Source organism: Micromonospora sp. WMMD967, from assembly GCF_029626165.1.
In the GTDB taxonomy this organism is placed as follows: domain Bacteria; phylum Actinomycetota; class Actinomycetes; order Mycobacteriales; family Micromonosporaceae; genus Micromonospora; species Micromonospora taraxaci.
Genome location: NZ_JARUBK010000001.1, coordinates 4,152,232 through 4,168,835, shown reverse-complemented (window position 1 = coordinate 4,168,835; position 16,604 = coordinate 4,152,232). Strand labels below are relative to the sequence as shown.

6 protein-coding genes are annotated in these 16,604 nt (G+C 73.3%); 2 read left to right on the top strand and 4 right to left on the bottom strand.

Annotation, left to right across the window (positions count from 1 at the left end):
* Positions 1 to 3 precede the first annotated feature (3 nt).
* Positions 4 to 10,098 carry a type I polyketide synthase gene (locus tag O7631_RS19225; protein WP_278145476.1) on the bottom strand — a complete coding sequence of 3,365 codons (10,095 nt, stop codon included), beginning with the start codon at positions 10,096 to 10,098 and terminating at the stop codon, positions 4 to 6.
* A gap of 305 nt (positions 10,099 to 10,403) precedes the next feature.
* Here O7631_RS19225 and O7631_RS19220 point away from each other — a divergent pair, with 305 nt between their 5' ends.
* Complete coding sequence (locus O7631_RS19220) at positions 10,404 to 10,778, top strand: DUF5988 family protein (RefSeq protein ID WP_278145475.1); 375 nt, start codon at positions 10,404 to 10,406, stop codon at positions 10,776 to 10,778.
* A gap of 78 nt (positions 10,779 to 10,856) precedes the next feature.
* Here the strand turns inward: O7631_RS19220 and O7631_RS19215 are convergent, their stop codons facing one another.
* Both O7631_RS19215 and O7631_RS19210 read right to left on the bottom strand, forming a co-directional pair.
* Positions 10,857 to 11,609, bottom strand: coding sequence for an ABC transporter permease (locus O7631_RS19215; protein WP_278145474.1), 753 nt, complete (start codon positions 11,607 to 11,609; stop codon positions 10,857 to 10,859).
* A 13-nt stretch (positions 11,610 to 11,622) separates the two neighbouring features.
* Positions 11,623 to 12,591: an ATP-binding cassette domain-containing protein gene (locus O7631_RS19210; RefSeq protein ID WP_278145473.1), complete on the bottom strand. Its 969-nt coding sequence runs from the start codon at positions 12,589 to 12,591 to the stop codon at positions 11,623 to 11,625.
* 213 nt (positions 12,592 to 12,804) lie between these two features.
* Here O7631_RS19210 and O7631_RS19205 point away from each other — a divergent pair, with 213 nt between their 5' ends.
* Positions 12,805 to 13,662, top strand: coding sequence for a metallophosphoesterase (locus O7631_RS19205; RefSeq protein ID WP_278145472.1), 858 nt, complete (start codon positions 12,805 to 12,807; stop codon positions 13,660 to 13,662).
* 138 nt (positions 13,663 to 13,800) lie between these two features.
* Here O7631_RS19205 and O7631_RS19200 read toward each other — a convergent pair whose 3' ends face one another.
* The gene (locus tag O7631_RS19200; protein ID WP_278145471.1) at positions 13,801 to 16,575 is read right to left on the bottom strand and encodes a LuxR family transcriptional regulator; all 2,775 of its coding nucleotides are present in this window, start codon (positions 16,573 to 16,575) and stop codon (positions 13,801 to 13,803) included.
* Between the last annotated feature and the right edge of the window lie 29 nt (positions 16,576 to 16,604).

The following is a 16,604-nucleotide window of genomic DNA, read 5'->3' as shown; positions in this document are numbered from 1 at the left end:
CGGTCAGGCAATGCCGAGTTCGTCGTCGAGGAGGTCGAACAACTCCTCGGCGGTGGCGCCGTGCAGGGTGCTGCTGTCGTGTGCCGGGTTCGCGCCGGTCCAGGTGTCGAGCAGGCTGCGGAGCCGGCCGGCGACCTTGGCCCGGTCCGGGTCGTCGGCGCTGACGGCGGCCAGGCCCGCTTCGAGGCGGTCCAGTTCGCCGAGCACCGACAGGGCGGACGAGGCCCGTTCGTCGAGCAGTTCGTCCTGGAGGTAGCGGGCGAGCGCCCCGGGCGTCGGCTGGTCGAAGACGATCGTGGCGGGCAGCCGTAGGCCGGTGGCGGCGGCGAGCCGGTTGCGCAGGTCGACGGCGGCGAGCGAGTCGAGGCCGCACTCGACGAGACCCCGGTCGGGCTGGATGGCGTCGGCGGAGGCGTGGCCGAGGACGGCAGCGACCTGGCTCTGCACCATCTCCAGCAGAATCCGCGGCCGGTCGGCGGGTGCGGTGGCGACGAGTCGCCGCTTGAGCGCCTCGGCCGGGTCGCCGCCGTCGGTGCTGTTCTCGGCGACCCTCCGGGCGGGGCGACGGACCAGGCCGCGCAGCAGCGGCGGCACCGGGCCGTTGCCGGCGACGGCGGCCGGCCGTAGTCCGATCGGCAGGACGACGGGGTTGTCGACGCCCACCGCCGCGTCGAACGCGGCCAGCCCGGTCTCGGCGGTGAACGGGGTGATGCCGAAGCTGGTCATCCGGCTGATGTCGGCGTCACTGAGCTGTCCGGCCATCCCGCCGCCGACCGCCCACGGCCCCCAGGCCAGGGAGATCGCGGCGAGGCCGTGGTGGCGGCGGTGCCGGGCGAGGGCGTCGAGGTAGGCGTTGGCCGCGGCGTAGTTGCCCTGCCCGGGGCCGCCGAAGCTGCCGGCCGAGGAGGAGAACAGGACGAACGCGGTCAGGTCCCGGTCCCTGGTGAGCTGGTGCAGGTTGCGGGCGGCGTCGGCCTTGGCGGCCAGGACCGTGGCGATCCGCTGCGGGGTCAGTGAGGCGAGGACACCGTCGTCGACGATGCCGGCGGCGTGGACCACCGCGGTGAGCGGGTGTTCGGCGGGGACGCCGGTGAGGGTGTGGGCGAGCTGGTCGGCGTCGGCGGCGTCGCAGGCCGCCACCGTGACGCTCGCACCGAGTGCGGTCAGCCGCGCGGTCAGGTCCTCGACGCCGGGCGCGTCCGGTCCGCGACGACTGGTCAGCAGCAGGTGTCGTACCCCGTGGTTGGTGACCAGGTGTCCGGCCAGCAGGCCGCCGAGAGCGCCGGTGCCTCCGGTGACCAGGACCGTGCCGTCCGGGTCGATGTCCAGGCCGGTCGGCGCGGCGGCGGCCCGGGCGAGCCGGGGCGCGTAGGCGCTGCCGTCGCGGACCGCCAGTTGCGGTTCGCCGCTGGCGAGGACTCCGGGCAGGCTGGCCGCGGAGAGCGGCGAGTCGTCCACGTCGGCGAGCACGATCCGGTCCGGGTCCTCGGACTGCGCGGAGCGGATCAGGCCCCAGGCGGCGGCGTGCGCCAGGTCGGGGGCGTCGGCGGCGGGGGCCGGTTCGACAGCGCCGCGGCTGAGCAGGATCAGGCGGGCCCCGGCGAAGTCCGGGTCGGCGAGCCAGCGTTGGGCGAGGGCCAGCCAGGCGTCGACCGTCGGGCCGGGGGCGTCGCCGCCGGGCCGGGCCGGCACGAAGACCAGCTCGGGTACGGCTCCGGAGGCGGCCAGCGCGTCCAGGTCCGGGTAGTCGTCCACGAGGGATCCCACGGCGGCTGCCGCGTCGGCCACGAACGGGTCGGGTGCGCCGATGACGGCGTACCGGCCACCGGTGGGGGCGATCTGCGGCTCGACGGGTGTCCAGTCGACGGTGAACAGTGGGGCCTCGTCGGCCGGCTGCCGCAGCTGGGTGACCGAGACCGGGCGCAGCACCAGCTTGCCGACGGTGGCGACCGGTTGTCCGGTCTGGTCGGCGAGGTCGATGCGGACCCCGTCGTCGCCGTTGGGTGTGATCCGTACCCGGGCTGCGGCGGCGCCGGTGGCGTGCACGCTGATGCCGGTCCAGGAGAACGGCATCCGACTCTGGGTCGGGCTCAGTCCCTGCTGCGCCTCGGCTGCGGTGGCGAGGCCCATGGCGTGGGTGGCGGCGTCGAGCAGCGCCGGGTGTACGCCGTAGCGGGCGGCTTCGGTGGCGGTCGGCTCGGCCAGGGCGACCTCGGCGTAGGTCTCCTCGCCGCGTTGCCAGGCCGCGCGCAGGCCCTGGAAGGCCGGGCCGTACCCGTATCCGAGCTGGGGCAGGAACTCGTAGAGGAAGTCGACGTCGATCGGGGTGGCGTCGGCGGGCGGCCAGGTCTCGTCCGGGTCGGGTTCGGTGACCGGCGTGGAGGACGCGATGCCGGCGGCGTGTCGGGTCCACGGGCTGTCGTCGTCGCGGTCCGGGCGGGAGTGGACGCTGAGGGCGCGGCGTCCGTCGGCGTCGGCCGGGCCGACGCGTACCTGCAACCGGGTCCCGACGCCGTCGGGGACGACGAGTGGTGCTTCCAGCGTGAGTTCCTCGACCTGGCCGCAGCCGACGTGGTCGGCGGCGTGCGCGGCCATCTCGACGAACGCGGTGCCGGGCAGGATCGCGGTGCCGAGCACCGTGTGGTCGGTGAGCCAGGGTTGCCGGGCGGTGGCCAGACGACCGGTGAACAGCACCTCACCGGTGTCGGCGAGCGTGGTGGCGGTGTGCAGCAGCGGGTGGCCGGTGTTGCTGGACGCGGCGTCGGCCGGGTCCGGGTGCAGCCAGTAAAGCTGGTGCTGGAAGGTGTACGTGGGGAGCGGGACGCGGCGGGCGTCGGCGCCGGCGTAGACGGCGGCCCAGTCGGGGTCGGCGCCTCTGGTCTGCAACCGGGCGAGCGCGGTGAGGACGGTGACCGGTTCCGGGTGCCCGCCGCGCAGGGCGGCCACGGCGATCGCCGCGCGTCCGCTCTGGTCGGCGAGTGTCTCCTCGGCCATCGCGGCGAGCACCGGGTCCGGGCCGAGTTCGAGCAGCGTACGGACGTGGTGCCGGTGGAGTTCGAGGACGGCGTCGGCGAAGCGGACGGTGTCCCGGGCGTGCCGTACCCAGTAGTCCGGCGAGGTGAGTTCGGCAGTGGTCGCGACGCGGCCGGTCAGGGTGGAGACGATCGGGATCTGCGGCGGCCGGTAGGTCACCGCGGTCGCGGCCCGCCGGAACTCGGCGAGCATCGGGTCCAGGTGCGGCGAGTGGAAGGCGTGGCTGACCTGGAGTCGCCTGGTGCGCCGCCCGGCGTCGCGCCAGTACGCGACGACCTGCTCGACCGATGACTCGTCTCCGGAGACCACAGTGGAGGACGGTCCGTTGACGGCGGCGACGGTGATCCGGCCGTCCACCCTGTCGAGCGAGGCGAGCACCTCCGCCTCGTCGGCCTGGACGGCGGCCATCGCGCCGCCGTCGGGCAGCGCCTGCATGAGCCGGCCACGGGCTGCCACCAGGGCGGCCGCGTCGGCCAGGTCGAGCACGCCGGCCACGTGGGCGGCGCTCAGCTCGCCGATCGAGTGCCCGGCGAGGTAGTCCGGGACGATGCCCCAGTGCGCGAACAGCCGGAACAGGGCCACCTCGACGGCGAAGAGCGCCGGTTGGGTGTACTCGGTGCGGTCCAGCAGGTCGGCGTGTGCCGGGTCGAGGACGACGTCGCGGATCGGCCGGTCGAGGTGGGTGTCCAGGTGGGCGCAGACCGCGTCGAACGCGTCGGCGTAGACCGGGTAGGCGTCGTACAGCTCCCGGCCCATCTCGGGCCGCTGGCTGCCCTGCCCGGTGAAGAGCACTGCGGTGCGCCCGTCGGCGGTGACGTCGGTGGTGAGGGTGGGAGCCGTGGTGTCGTCGCGCAGGGCGGTGAGGCTCAGGCGTACCTCGTCGAGGTCGGTCGCGACGATCGCCGCGCGGTGTTCGAGGGCCGCCCGGGTCGTGGCGAGGGACCAGCCGAGGTCGGTGAGGCCTGCGGCGGGATCCTCGCCGAGGTGGTCGAGCAGTGCCGCCGCCTGCGCCCGCAGGGCGGGTGCGGTCGTGGCGGAGACCACCACGGGCACGGCGGGGAGCTGACCACCGCCGGTCGGCGGGACCGGGGCCGGGGCGGTCGGTTGTTCCAGGATGACGTGGGCGTTGGTGCCGCTCACGCCGAACGACGAGACGGCGCCCCGCCGGGGACGGCCGGTGTCCGGCCAGTCGCGGGGCTCGGTGAGCAGCTGGACGGTGCCGGCGGACCAGTCGACGTGGGGTGACGGCTCGTCGGCGTGCAGGGTGCGGGGCAGCACTCCGGCCTGGAGCGCGAGGACGGTCTTGATGACGCCGCTGACGCCCGACGCGGCCTGGGTGTGGCCGATGTTGGATTTCAGCGAGCCCAACCACAGCGGGTCGGTCCCGTCGCGGCCGGAACCGTAGGCGGCGATGACCGCCTGCGCCTCGATCGGGTCGCCGAGGACGGTGCCGGTGCCGTGCGCCTCGACCACGTCGACGTCGGCCGGGGTGAGTCCGGCGTCGGCGAGGGCGGCCCGGATGACCCGCTGCTGGGCGGGGCCGCTCGGGGCGGACAGGCCGTTGGAGGCGCCGTCCTGATTGACGGCGCTGCCCCGGATCACAGCGAGGACCTGGTGGCCGTTGGCCTCGGCGTCACGGAGCCGTTCGACGACCAGGACGCTGACCCCCTCGGCCCAGCCGGTGCCGTCGGCGTCGGCGCCGAAGGCCTTGCACCGGCCGTCGGCGGCGAGGCCTCGTTGCCGGCTGAACTCGACGAAGACCATCGGGTTGCCGATCACCGCGACGCCGCCGGCCAGGGCGAGGTCACATTCGCCCCGGCGCAGCGACTGGGCGGCCAGGTGCAGGGCCACCAGCGACGACGAGCAGGCGGTGTCGACGGTCAGCGCCGGACCTTCGAGGCCGAGGGCATACGAGATGCGGCCGGAAATGACAGCTGTGGCGGTGCCGGTGAGCAGGTAGCCCTCGGTGCCCTCGGGGGCGTTCTGGACACCGGCCCCGTAGCCCTGGCTGGACGCGCCGACGAACACGCCGGTCCGGCTGCCGCGCAGCGCGTGCGGGTCGATGCCGGCCCTTTCGAAGCCCTCCCAGGCGGTCTCCAACAGGAGCCGCTGCTGGGGGTCGGTGGCGAGCGCCTCGCGTGGGGAGATGCCGAAGAACGCGGCGTCGAACTCGGCGGCGTCGTGCAGGAAACCGCCGGAGCGGGTGTAGCTGGTGCCCGGGTGGTCCGGGTCGGGGTGGTAGAGGGCGTCGACGTCCCAGCCCCGGTCGGCCGGGAAGTCGCCGATCGCGTCCCGACCGTCGAGGACCAGCTGCCACAGGTCGTCCGGAGTACGCACGCCGCCGGGCAGGCGGCAGCTCATCGCCACGATGGCGACCGGCTCGTCGGTGCCGGCGGTGGCCGTGGCGGGGCTCGCCGACGGGGCCGGTGCCGTGCCGGCCACCTCGTCGCGCAGCAGCCTGGCGATGGCGTGGGCGTTCGGGTGGTCGAAGGCGAGGGTGGTGGGCAGTCGCAGGCCGGTCGCGGCGCAGAGCCGGTTGCGGAACTCGACGGCCGACAGGGAGTCGAAGCCGAGGTCGCGAAGTGCCCGGTCCGGGGTGACGGCGGAGGCGTCGGCGTGGCCGAGCACCGCGGCGGCCTCGGCGCGGACCAGGTCGACCAGGAACGTGTCCCGTTCGCCGGGGATCATGCCGTCGAGTTGCGCACGCAGCCCCGCCGCCTGGCTGTCGTCGTCGGGGGCCGCGTTGGTCAGTGCGGTGCGGGCGTCGTCCAGGTCGGCGAGCAGGGCGCTGGGCCGTCCGACGGTGAACGACGGGGCGAACCGGTCCCAGCGCACGTCGGCGACCGTGACGGTGGCCTCGCCGAGCGCGACCGCCTGGGCCAGGGCGACGGTGGTCTGCTCGGGTGGCATCGGCGGCAGGCCACGGCGCAGCAGGTGGTCGGCGGTCTCCTGTTTGGTGGCCATCCCGCCGCCGCCCCACGCGCCCCAGGACACCGCTGTCGCCGCGCAGCCGCGGGCCTTACGGGCCTCGGCGAGCGCGTCCAGGTAGGCGTTGCCGGCCGCGTACGCGATCTGCCCGCCGCTGCCCCAGGTGCCGGCGACCGAGGAGAACAACACGAACGCGTCGAGGTCGTCGGGCTCGCCGAAGAGCCGGTCCAGGTTCGCCGCGCCGGTGACCTTGGCGTCGAGCACGTGGGCGAACTCGTCGGCGGTGACGTCGGCGATCGGCGTGTGCTGGGCGACACCGGCGGTGTGGATGACCGCGCGGATCGGGTCACCGGCGTCGGCGCACTGCCGTACCAGTGCGGTGATCGCGTCGAGGTCGGCGACGTCGCAGGCGGCGACGGTGACGCGTACACCGGTCGCGGTGAGTTCGTCGGTCAGTTCGGCGGCGCCGGGTGCGGCGGCCCCGCGCCGGCTGGTGAGGACGAGGTGGTCGGCGCCGTTGCGGGCGAGCCACCGGGCGAGTTCGGTGCCGATGCCGCCGGTGCCACCGGTGACCAGGACGGTGCCGGACGGCTGCCAGGTCGGCGCGGTGCCGGCGGCGGCACGGGTCAGCCGGCGGGCGAGGACGCCGGAAGGGCGTACCGCCAGCTGGTCCTCGACCCCGTCGCCGACGGTGATGCCGGTCAGGACGGCGCAGAGCCGGTCGGCGGTGCGCTCGTCGAGGGTGTCCGGCAGGTCCACGAGACCGCCCCAGGAGGCGGACTGTTCCAGGGCCGCGACCCGGCCGAGTCCCCAGACGAACGACTGCGGGACCCGGCGTACCGGGTCGGCCGGGCCGGTCGAGACCGCGCCACGGGTGGCGGCCCAGACCGGGGTCTGCGGGTGGGTGTCGCGCAGGGCCGCGAGCAGGTCGGTGGTGGCGGCGGCGCCCCGGGTGAGGGCGCGGTGCTGGTCGGTGGGCCGTTCGTCGAGGGCGAGCAGGGACAGCACGCCGGCCGGGGCGGGGCCGTCCAGCGCCGCGCCGAGCTCCGCGTCGCTGGTGACGGTGACCGTCGCGCCGGCCCGGGTCATCCGATCGGTGATCGTCGCGACCAGGACCTGGTCGGTGCTGGTCGCGGCCGGGTCCTGCTCGGTGCTGGTCGCGGCCGGGTCCTGGTCGGTGCCCTCCGGTACGAGCAGCAGCCAGTCTCCGCCCAGTCGCGGCTCCGGCAGGTCGGTGCGCGGACGCCAGGTCACCCGGTAGCGCCAGGTGTCCAGGGCCCGGTGTTCGCGGCGTTCCCGGCGCCATTCGCCGAGGTGCGCCACGGCGTCGTTGAGGTGGCCCATGCCGAGTCCGGTCAGGTCGCCGCCCTCGACGGCCGCCCAGAACTCGGCGTCGACCGGGTCGGCGGCGATCCGCTCGGGTGCCGGTTCCGGCCAGAACCGACGCCGCTGGAACGCGTAGGTGGGCAGATCGACGCGGTGGGCTTCGGGCAGCACGGTGGACCAGTCGACGGGGGCCCCGGCGACGTGCGCCTCGGCGAGCGCGCGCACGATCCGTCGTTGCCCGCCCTCACCGCGTCGCAGCGTGTGCAGCACCGGGGTGGTGACCGTGTCGCTGATCCCGCCGGTCAGCACCGGGTGCGGGCTGACCTCGAGGAAGAGCCGGTTGCCGGCGGTGGCCGCGGCGGTGACGGCCTCGTCGAGGCGGACCGGGTTGCGCAGGTTGGCGTACCAGTAGGCGGCGTCGAGCGTGCCGCCGTCGGCGGCGCTGCCGGTGACCGTGGACAGGAACGGCACCGACGCGGGGCCAGGGGTGATGCCGGCCAGCGCGGTGGTCAGGTCGGCCTCGACCGGCTCCACGGCGGCGCAGTGCGAGGCGTAGTCGACAGCGACCCGCCGGGCTCGGACTCCGGCGTTCTCGCACCGGGTCAGGAAGGCTTCCACGGCGTCGGCCGGTCCGGCGACCACGACGGCGGACGGACCGTTCACGGCGGCGATCGTCAGGCCGTCGGCCAGCAGGTCCTCGACGGTGCTCAGCGGGGCGGTGACCGAGACCATGCCGCCGGTGCCGGCGAGTCGGAGCAGGGCCCGGCTGCGCAGGGCGACGACCTTCGCTCCGTCGTCGAGGGACAGTGCGCCGGCCACGACCGCGGCGGCGATCTCGCCCTGCGAGTGGCCGATCACGGCCGCCGGGGCGACGCCGTGGTCGCGCCAGAGTTCGGCCAGGGAGACCATCACGGCCCAGAGCGCCGGCTGGACCACGTCGACCCGGTCCAGCAGGTTCGGGTCGTCGGAGCGGAGCACGTCGAGCAGGTTCCAGTCGACGTGCGGGTGCAGGGCGGCGGCGCAGGCGGCGATCCGGTCGGCGAAGGCCGGGGCGGTGTCGAGCAGTTCGGCGGCCATGCCGCTCCACTGGGAGCCCTGGCCCGGGAAGACGAAGACCACCTCGGCGTCCGCGACGGCGGTGCCGGTGACGACGTCGGCGGCGGTGCCGCCGCCGGCGAGGGCGGCCAGGCCGTCGCGGTGCCGCGGGCCGAGGACGACCGCGCGGTGGGAGAGCGTCGAGCGGGCGGTACGCAGGGTGTGCGCGACGTCCGCCGGTGCGGCCGCGACGCCGGGGCCGTCGAGGTGGGCGGCCAGCCGTGCGGCCTGGTCGTGTAGTGCGTCGGCGGTGCCGGCGGAGATCAGCCAGGGAAGCTCCCCGGAGGTCGGGGCGGTCGGGGTGACCGGCTCGGCCGGCTCGGGGGCCGGTGCCTCCTCCAGGATGACGTGGGCGTTGGTGCCGGACATGCCGAACGACGACACCCCGGCGCGGCGCGGCCGGTCCCCGGTCGGCCACTGACGATCCTCGGTGAGCAGGCGTACGTTGCCGGCGGACCAGTCGACGTGCGGGCTGGGTTCGTCGACGTGCAGGGTCCGGGGCAGGGTCTCGTGGCGCAGCGCCTCGACCATCTTGATCACACCGCCGACGCCCGCGGCGCCCTGCGAGTGCCCGAGGTTTGACTTGAGGGAGCCGAGCCACAGGGGACGGTCCTCGGGTCGGTCCTGACCGTAGGTGGCGATCAGTGCCTGGGCCTCGATCGGGTCGCCGAGGACGGTGCCGGTGCCGTGTGCCTCGACGGCGTCCACGTCGGCGGTGGTCAGCCCGGCGTTGGCCAGGGCTTGCAGCACGACGCGCTGCTGAGCGGGGCCGTTGGGGGCGGTGAGTCCGTTGGAGGCGCCGTCCTGATTGACGGCGGAGCCGCGCAGCACCGCCAGGACGGGGTGACCGTTGCGCTGGGCGTCCCCGAGCCGTTCCAGCATGAGCAGGCCGACGCCCTCGGACCAGCCGGTGCCGTCCGCGGCGGCGGCGAACGACTTGCACCGCCCGTCCGGTGCGAGGCCACGTTGGCGGCTGAACCCGATGAACGCGGTCGGCGAGGCGAGGATCGTGGCGCCGCCGGCCAGGGCCAGGTCGCACTCGCCCAGGCGCAGCGCCTGGCCGGCGAGGTGCAGCGCGACCAGCGACGACGAGCAGGCCGTGTCCAGGGTGACGGCCGGGCCCTCCAGTCCCAGCAGGTAGGCGACCCGGCCGGAGATGACGCTGGGCGCGGTGCCGGTGAGGAAGTAGCCCTCGCTGCCCTCGGGTGGGTTCTGCTGAAGCAGTGAGACGTAGTCCTGGGTGCTCGGGGTGCCGGCGAAGATGCCGGTGCGGGTGCCGCGCAGCTGGTGCGGATCGATACCGGCCCGTTCGGTGGCCTCCCAGGCGGTCTCCAACAGCAGCCGCTGCTGCGGGTCCATGGCCATCGCCTCGCGCGGGCTGACCCCGAAGAACTCGGCGTCGAAGGCGGCCAGGTCGGCCAGGAAACCGCCGTCGCGGGTGTAGCAGGTGCCCGGGTTGTCGGGGTCGGGGTGGTAGAGCCCGTCGAGGTCCCAGCCCCGGTCGGTGGGGAACGCGCCGATGCCGTCGCGCCCCTCGGCGACCATCTGCCAGAGGTCCTCAGGGCTGTGCACCCCGCCGGGATAACGGCAGGCCATTCCGATCAGGGCGATCGGCTCGGAACCCGCCGATTCGAGTTCCCGAATGCGTTGACGCGCCTTGTGCAGGTCGGTCGTGACCCATTTCAGATAGTCCCGGAGCGTTTCTTCGCTTGCCATACGATGCCACCTCTTCAAGGCAGAGCGACCCGGAATGAGCTGGGCCGGAATACGACGATCCGCAATCAGGACGCTATGGTCGCCCTGGTGGGCCAACAACCCCTGCGGTCTCGCGGCGGACCCTCGCGCGCCCCGACGGCACCCCGATACCGGCCGGCCGATAGGGGTAGGTAGGGGATATCTACGGGGGTGCCGTCCAGGTCATTCTCAATACACAAAGCACGGAGCAGAGCGGGATGGCAGCGAGGAAGCGCCGACCCGGGCTCCGCCGGAAGGACCGGGTGACTCTTCGGGAAGGCAGAACAATGACCACAACGCTGTTGACGCCGATCGATGCTCCTACTGACCCGTTCGGCCCGTCGGCCGATCTGAGCAGGTTCCTGGGTCAGCACTACTTCAGCCACGACGCCGCGAACCCGGCGACCAACCCGCCGCTGGATTTCGAGAAGGCGGCGTTCCAGTCCCGGACCGTGGTGACCGCCGAGCAGCTCACCTCCGTGGTGCAGGTGATGCTCGTCGGTGGACCCGCCGCCATCCCGCGCAGCCTCGTCGTCAGCAAGACGCTGGCGGCGAACGAGAAGCTGAAGATCTGCTACCTGGACGGGTACGAGCACTTCGAGCGCGACGCGGAGCTGGGCGACGTGTTCGTCTGGTCGATGCGTACCGCGATGGCCTTCTGACACACGCCGCCGGCCTCGGTGCCACGGCCCCCGCGAGGGGCCATGGCGCCGAGGCCGGCGGCGTCGGTGCGGACGAGGTCAGGCGAGCTGGCGGCGCAGCAGGCGCAGGGACCAGGTGGTGCTGAGGACCAGCAGGCCGATCGCGACCGCCAGACCGATCAGCACGATCTGCTGGTCGTAGTTGCCGCTGATCAGCTCCCGCTCGGCCTCGACGACGTAGCTGAGCGGGTTGACCCGCGACAGGTAGTACAGCCAGTCCGGGGCGCGGTCCATCGGCAGCAGCACACCGGACAGCAGCATCAGCGGCACGACGATGCCGCTGACCACCGGGGCCAGCGCGAACTCGTGCTTGAGCTTGAGCGCCAGGCCGTAGGAGGTGAAGCCGACGGCGATCGCGGTGATGGCGAGCAGGACCAGCCCGGCCAGGATCGGCAGTACGCCGGCCCGGAAGCCGAGGATGAACGCCAGACCGATCATCAGGACCGCCTGGACGAGCAGGAGCACCACGTCCTTGAGCACCCGGCCGGTGAGCAGGGCGACCCGGCTGAGCGGTGTGACCTGCATCCGTTCCAGCACCCCGGAGCGGGTGTCCGGGATCAGCGAGAAACCGGCGTTGGCGGTGATGAACAGGGCGAGCTGGATGAGCATGCCGGGGACGAACCACTGCCAGGAGCTGAGGCCGCTCTCGTCGGTGGTGTCGCTGAGCAACGGCCCGAACAGGACCAGGTAGACCAGGGGTACGGCGACACCGACGATCAGTGTGCCGGGGCTACGGAGGGCGGGACGGACCGCCCGGTCGAACGTCAACCAGGTGTCTCGCAGGAACGACATGGGGATCCTCACTTCACAGGCCCGGGAACGCCGGGGCGGTCTCGCTGTCGCGCAGGCTGCGCCCGGTGACGGTCAGGAACACGTCGTCGAGTGTCGGCCGGCTGGTCCGCACCGAGAACACGTCGACGTCGTTGCGGTCGAGTTCGCGCAGGAGGCCGGGCAGGACGCTGTCGCCGCGGGCGATGCGGAAACGCACCGTCGTGCCGTCGACGGTGACCTCCTTCGCACCGTCGAGGCGTTCGGCGGCGGTGGCGGTCTGCGCGGGTGCGGAGGTTTCCAGTGTCACCAGGTCCCCATTGACCTGGGCCTTCAGCTCGTCGGCGGTGCCCTCGGCGACGATCCGTCCACCGTCGATGACGAGGATCCGGTCGCAGAGGCTGTCGGCCTCGTCCAGGTAGTGGGTGGTGAGGAAGACCGTCGTCTCGTGCTCGCGGCGCAGGGTGCGGATGTGGTCCCACAGGTTGCTGCGGCTCTGCGGGTCCAGCCCGGTGGACGGCTCGTCGAAGAACACCACCGGCGGCCGGTGCAGCACCCCCATCACGATGTCGATGCGCCGCTTCTGACCGCCGGAGAGGGCGCCGATCATGCGGTCCTCCAGGCCGGCCAGGTCGTACTGCTCCAGCATCTCGCCGACCCGGGTACGGGCGGCCGAGGCGGACAGCCCCTGCAACCGGGCGTGGGTGACCAGCTCCTCGCGGACCTTGTACTCGACGCCGGCCGAGGAGTTCTGGCCGACGTAGCCGATCAGTCTGCGGACTCCGGCGGGATCGCTGAGCAGGTCGCAGCCGCCGATGTTGGCCTCGCCGGAGGTGGGCCGCAGCAGCGTGGTCAGCATCCGCAACGTGGTGGACTTGCCCGCCCCGTTGGGGCCGAGGAAGCCGACCATCTCGCCGGACGAGACGTCGAGGTCGATGCCCCGCACGGCCTCGACGGTGAACTTGTTGATCTGGAACGTCTTGGTCAGACCCCGCGCCTTGATCATCGGTGGTCTCCTCTCGACAGGGATCCCACCGTCGGCGGAAATCCTCGAAACGGCGCTGGTACCGGCATTCGCCTATCGCAACCAGCATCGAGAGCGGCCTGTGCGCGGACAACCCTTAGCGGGCCCCCTAGCGCCCGTAGCCCAGCTCAGAGTGCCCGAGAACCGGTCCGCGGGCGTTCCGGGCGGCGCCGGTGCGCGCCTACGATCGGCGTTGTGAGTGCTCCCGGTACGGTTCCGCACGGCAGGTTGTTGGCGATCAGTGATCTGCACGTCGGCTATGCCCGCAACCGGGAGACAGTGCTGGGGCTGCGCCCCGGCCACGTCGACGACTGGCTGATCGTCGCCGGCGACGTCGGTGAGAAGATGGCCGACGTCGAGTGGGCGCTGACACTGCTCGCCGGGCGCTTCGCGAAGGTGATCTGGGTGCCGGGCAACCACGAGCTGTGGACGCCCGCCGACGACCCGGTGCAGCTCCGCGGCGAGCAGCGCTACCGCGACCTCGTACGGATGTGTCGTGAGCTGGGCGTCGTCACGCCCGAGGACGACTTCCCGGTGTGGCGTGGGGCCGGCGGCCCGGTGGTCGTGGTGCCGCTGTTCGTGCTCTACGACTACACGTTCCGTCCACCGGGGACCACCAAGGAGCAGGCGCGACACTGGGCCGAGTCGGCCGGGATCGTCTGCACCGACGAGTTCCTGCTGCACACGGACCCCTACCCGGGAGCTGACGACTGGTGCCGGGCCCGGCTGCGGGAGACCGAGCGCCGTCTGGCCCGGTGCGACCCGGCGCTGCCGACGGTGCTGGTCAACCACTTCCCGCTGACCCGGGAGCCGACGTGGGTGCTGCGCTATCCGCAGTTCGCCCAGTGGTGCGGCACCACCGGCACCGCGACGTGGCACCTGGACCACCGGGCGGCAGTGGTGGTCTACGGCCATCTGCACATCCCACGGACGACAGTGGAGGACGGCGTCCGGTTCGAGGAGGTCTCCCTCGGCTACCCCCGCGAACAGGACCTGTACGGCCGGCACGGTGACCCGCTGCGGGTCATCCTTCCCGCGCCCGATCCGTCCTGACCCTCGCCCGACCGGCGGCCAATCCCGCGGGGCCGGACACCGACGGCCCGTCCGCATCGCGACCCCCACACACCGCGGCCCCCACACACCGCGGCCCCGACCGCGCGGTGACGCGGTGCGGGGCCGGGGTACGCGGGGTCAGACGGTCGCGGACAGGTCGAGTTCGAGGTGCGCCGGCAGGTCCGTACGCCCCACCACGCCGAGCTTGCGGTAGATGCGTGTCAGGTGCTGCTCCACGGTGCTCACGGTGATGTAGAGCTTGTCGGAGATCTCCCGGTTGGTGTAGCCGATCGCGGCCAGGGCGGCCACCCGGCGTTCGGCGTCGCTGAGCATCGCGGCACTGCCGGTGACGCTGGGCTGCGCCGCGGCGGTCTCCTTGTCGTCCCAGCCGATGTCGCGCGAGAGCCGGCGGAGCAGAGGCTGCGCGTCGCACTCCTCCGCCAGTGCCCGCGCCCGCCGGCCAATCATTCCGGCGCGCCGCGACTCACCGAGCGCGTGGTACGCCTCGGTCAGGTCGACGAGCACCCGGGAGTGCTCGTACCGGTCGGCGCCGGACTGCAACAGGTCGGCCGCCTGCCGCAGCAGCATCGGCCGGTGCCGCAGCTGGCTGGTCGCGGCGAGCAGACGCAGCGCGGAGCCGTGTACGCGCGGCATGTCCTTGCCGCACCGCCCCAACTGGTCCTCGATGAGCCGGCGGGCCTGGTCGGGGCGTCCCATCCGCAGCAGGGTCTCGGCGGCGTCGGTGCGCCAGGCGACCAGGCCCGGCGCGTCCAGCTCCCAGGTGGTCATCAGCTCACCGCACTTCTGGAAGTCCCGGAGCGCGAGCGGCAGGTGGCCGGTCGCCATGCTGTAGCGACCACGGGCGTGCAGGTAGTGCAGCCCGTACCGGGTCTGGAACATGGTCTCCGGCACCGGCTGGTCCAGCCACTCGGACACCTCGTCGAAGCGACCCATCGCGGTGCAGGCCGTGACGAGGCTGGCCAGCGGCACGCCGACGCCCACACCCCAGCTGCTCGGCGGCATGATCTCCAGGGCCAGGCGGGCGTGCCGGGCCGCGCCGGGCAGGTCACCGAGGCGGAGCGCGACCTCTGCCCGGATCGCGGCGAGACGGGCCTGCCGGCTGGGGGCGCGTCGGGTGTGCGCCTCCTCGATGAACAGGTCGCACCAGGGCGCCGCCTGTTCGGCGTGCCCGCCGTAGGTGAGGGTGAGCAGGGCGCTCTCCACCGTGTCCAGGCTCATCTCGTCGAGCCGGGAGCTGCGCAGGATGCGTTCGACGACGACTGCCACGTTCTCCGACGGGGTGGCGCTGAGCACCGTGGACAGCGCGTTGGCCGCCTCCAGGCGACGGCTCGCCGAGACCGTGGTGACGGTCACCGGCGCCGGTCGGAAGTGCTGGGCCAGTGGCGTGAACGAGCAGCGCAGCCAGGGCCGGGTCATGGCCAGTTCTCCGGCGACGGCCGGGTCGAGGTCCACTCCGGTGGCGGCGAGGTGTTCCAGGATCACCTCCGCCTCGGCGAGCTGCCCGTGCCACAGCAGCGCCTTGGCCAGGATCACCGCGTCGCTGCCCTGGAGGAAACCCTTGTCCAGCGCGCCGGCGAGTTCGGGCAGGTAGCTGCTGGAGGTGCTGGGGTTGACCCGCCACTCGGCGCGTACCAGAGTGGTCATGATCTTGATCTTGTGCCGTTCGTCGGTGCAGGCCCGCCAGGCCAGCTTGAGGTAGCTGACGGCCGACTCCACCTGGCCCTCCCGCAGGGCCTGCCGGGCGGCGTCCTCCAGCGCCGCCACCCCCCACGCCTCGCTGGCCTCCTTGGCGCCCAGCAGGTGCTCGGCCACCACGCGCGCCGACGCGCCGCCGTCGTAGGCGAGCACCGCCGCGCGCCGGTGCAGCTCCGCCCGCTCGTCCTGGTCGAACCCGGCGAGCACGGCGGCTGCGGCGACCGGGTGCCGGAACCCACCGAGGGTGAAGATGCCGGCCGTGGTCAGCGCCCGCATGGCCTGCGCGACCACGCCGGCGTCGGTACGCAGGAGCCGGTCGAGCGCCTCGGTGTCGGCGAGCACCGCCACTCCGCGGGCGACCTCCAGCATCTGCGGTTCACCACGGCGTAGGCAGGACACGACGGCCTGGGCGTACCGCTCCCCCGCCACCACCTCGTCCGGCTCGGCGCCGGTCTCCTCGGTGGCGGCCTGGTAGTCCTCCACCAGGCCGGTGACCAGGAGCGGGTTGCCGCCGGTGAGCTGGTACCACTGGCCGGCCAGCCGTTCGGCGACCTCCGCGCCGACCGTCTCGGCGGCGAGCTGCTGCACGCCGAGGCCGGTGAGCGGCGTCAGCTTGATCCGGCTCCCGTGCCCCGGGCGCAGCAGCTCCGCCTGCCAGGACGGGTCGGCGCTGCGCCCGAACTCGGTCTGCGTGAAGGCGACCAGGACCGGCGCGAACCGGGCGCGTCGCGCCAGGTACGCGAGGCAGACCACCGAGGCGCGGTCGGCGTGGTGCACGTCGTCGACGAGCAACGCCAGTGGATAGCGTTCGGCCAGTTCCAGCAGGATGGTGCAGAGGCCGTGCACGATCTGCACGTCGATGTGCTCGTTGTCGTCCCGGTTGTCGGCGGCCAGGGCCGCGACGGTGCCCTCGTGCAGCAGGCTCATCGCCCGCTCACGCTCACGGTCCTGCAGGGGCGCGTCGTGAAAGAGCTGGCTGAGCAGCGCCAGGGGCAGGTTGCGCTCGGCGTGGGCGCCGCTCGCGGTGACCGCCAGGGCACCGAAGTCGACAGCCCGGTCGGCCAGGGTGTGCAGTAGTTCGCTCTTGCCGGTGCCGACGGTACCGGTGATCATCGCCACCCGGCCACGGCCCGCGACCGCCTCGGTGAGCAGGCCCTCCAGGCCTGTCACCGCCTTGTCTCTCTCAACGAGTCCCATGTGGATTTCCCCCAGGTCTGGAATGGTGA

Excerpts from the sequence above, each read along its gene's own strand:
- O7631_RS19210 (WP_278145473.1), bottom strand. The coding sequence starts at position 12,591 with ATGATCAAGGCGCGGGGTCTGACCAAGACGTTCCAGATCAACAAGTTC.
- O7631_RS19215 (WP_278145474.1), bottom strand. The coding sequence starts at position 11,609 with ATGTCGTTCCTGCGAGACACCTGGTTGACGTTCGACCGGGCGGTCCGT.
- O7631_RS19225 (WP_278145476.1), bottom strand. The coding sequence starts at position 10,098 with ATGGCAAGCGAAGAAACGCTCCGGGACTATCTGAAATGGGTCACGACC.
- O7631_RS19200 (WP_278145471.1), bottom strand. The coding sequence starts at position 16,575 with ATGGGACTCGTTGAGAGAGACAAGGCGGTGACAGGCCTGGAGGGCCTG.
- O7631_RS19220 (WP_278145475.1), top strand. The coding sequence starts at position 10,404 with ATGACCACAACGCTGTTGACGCCGATCGATGCTCCTACTGACCCGTTC.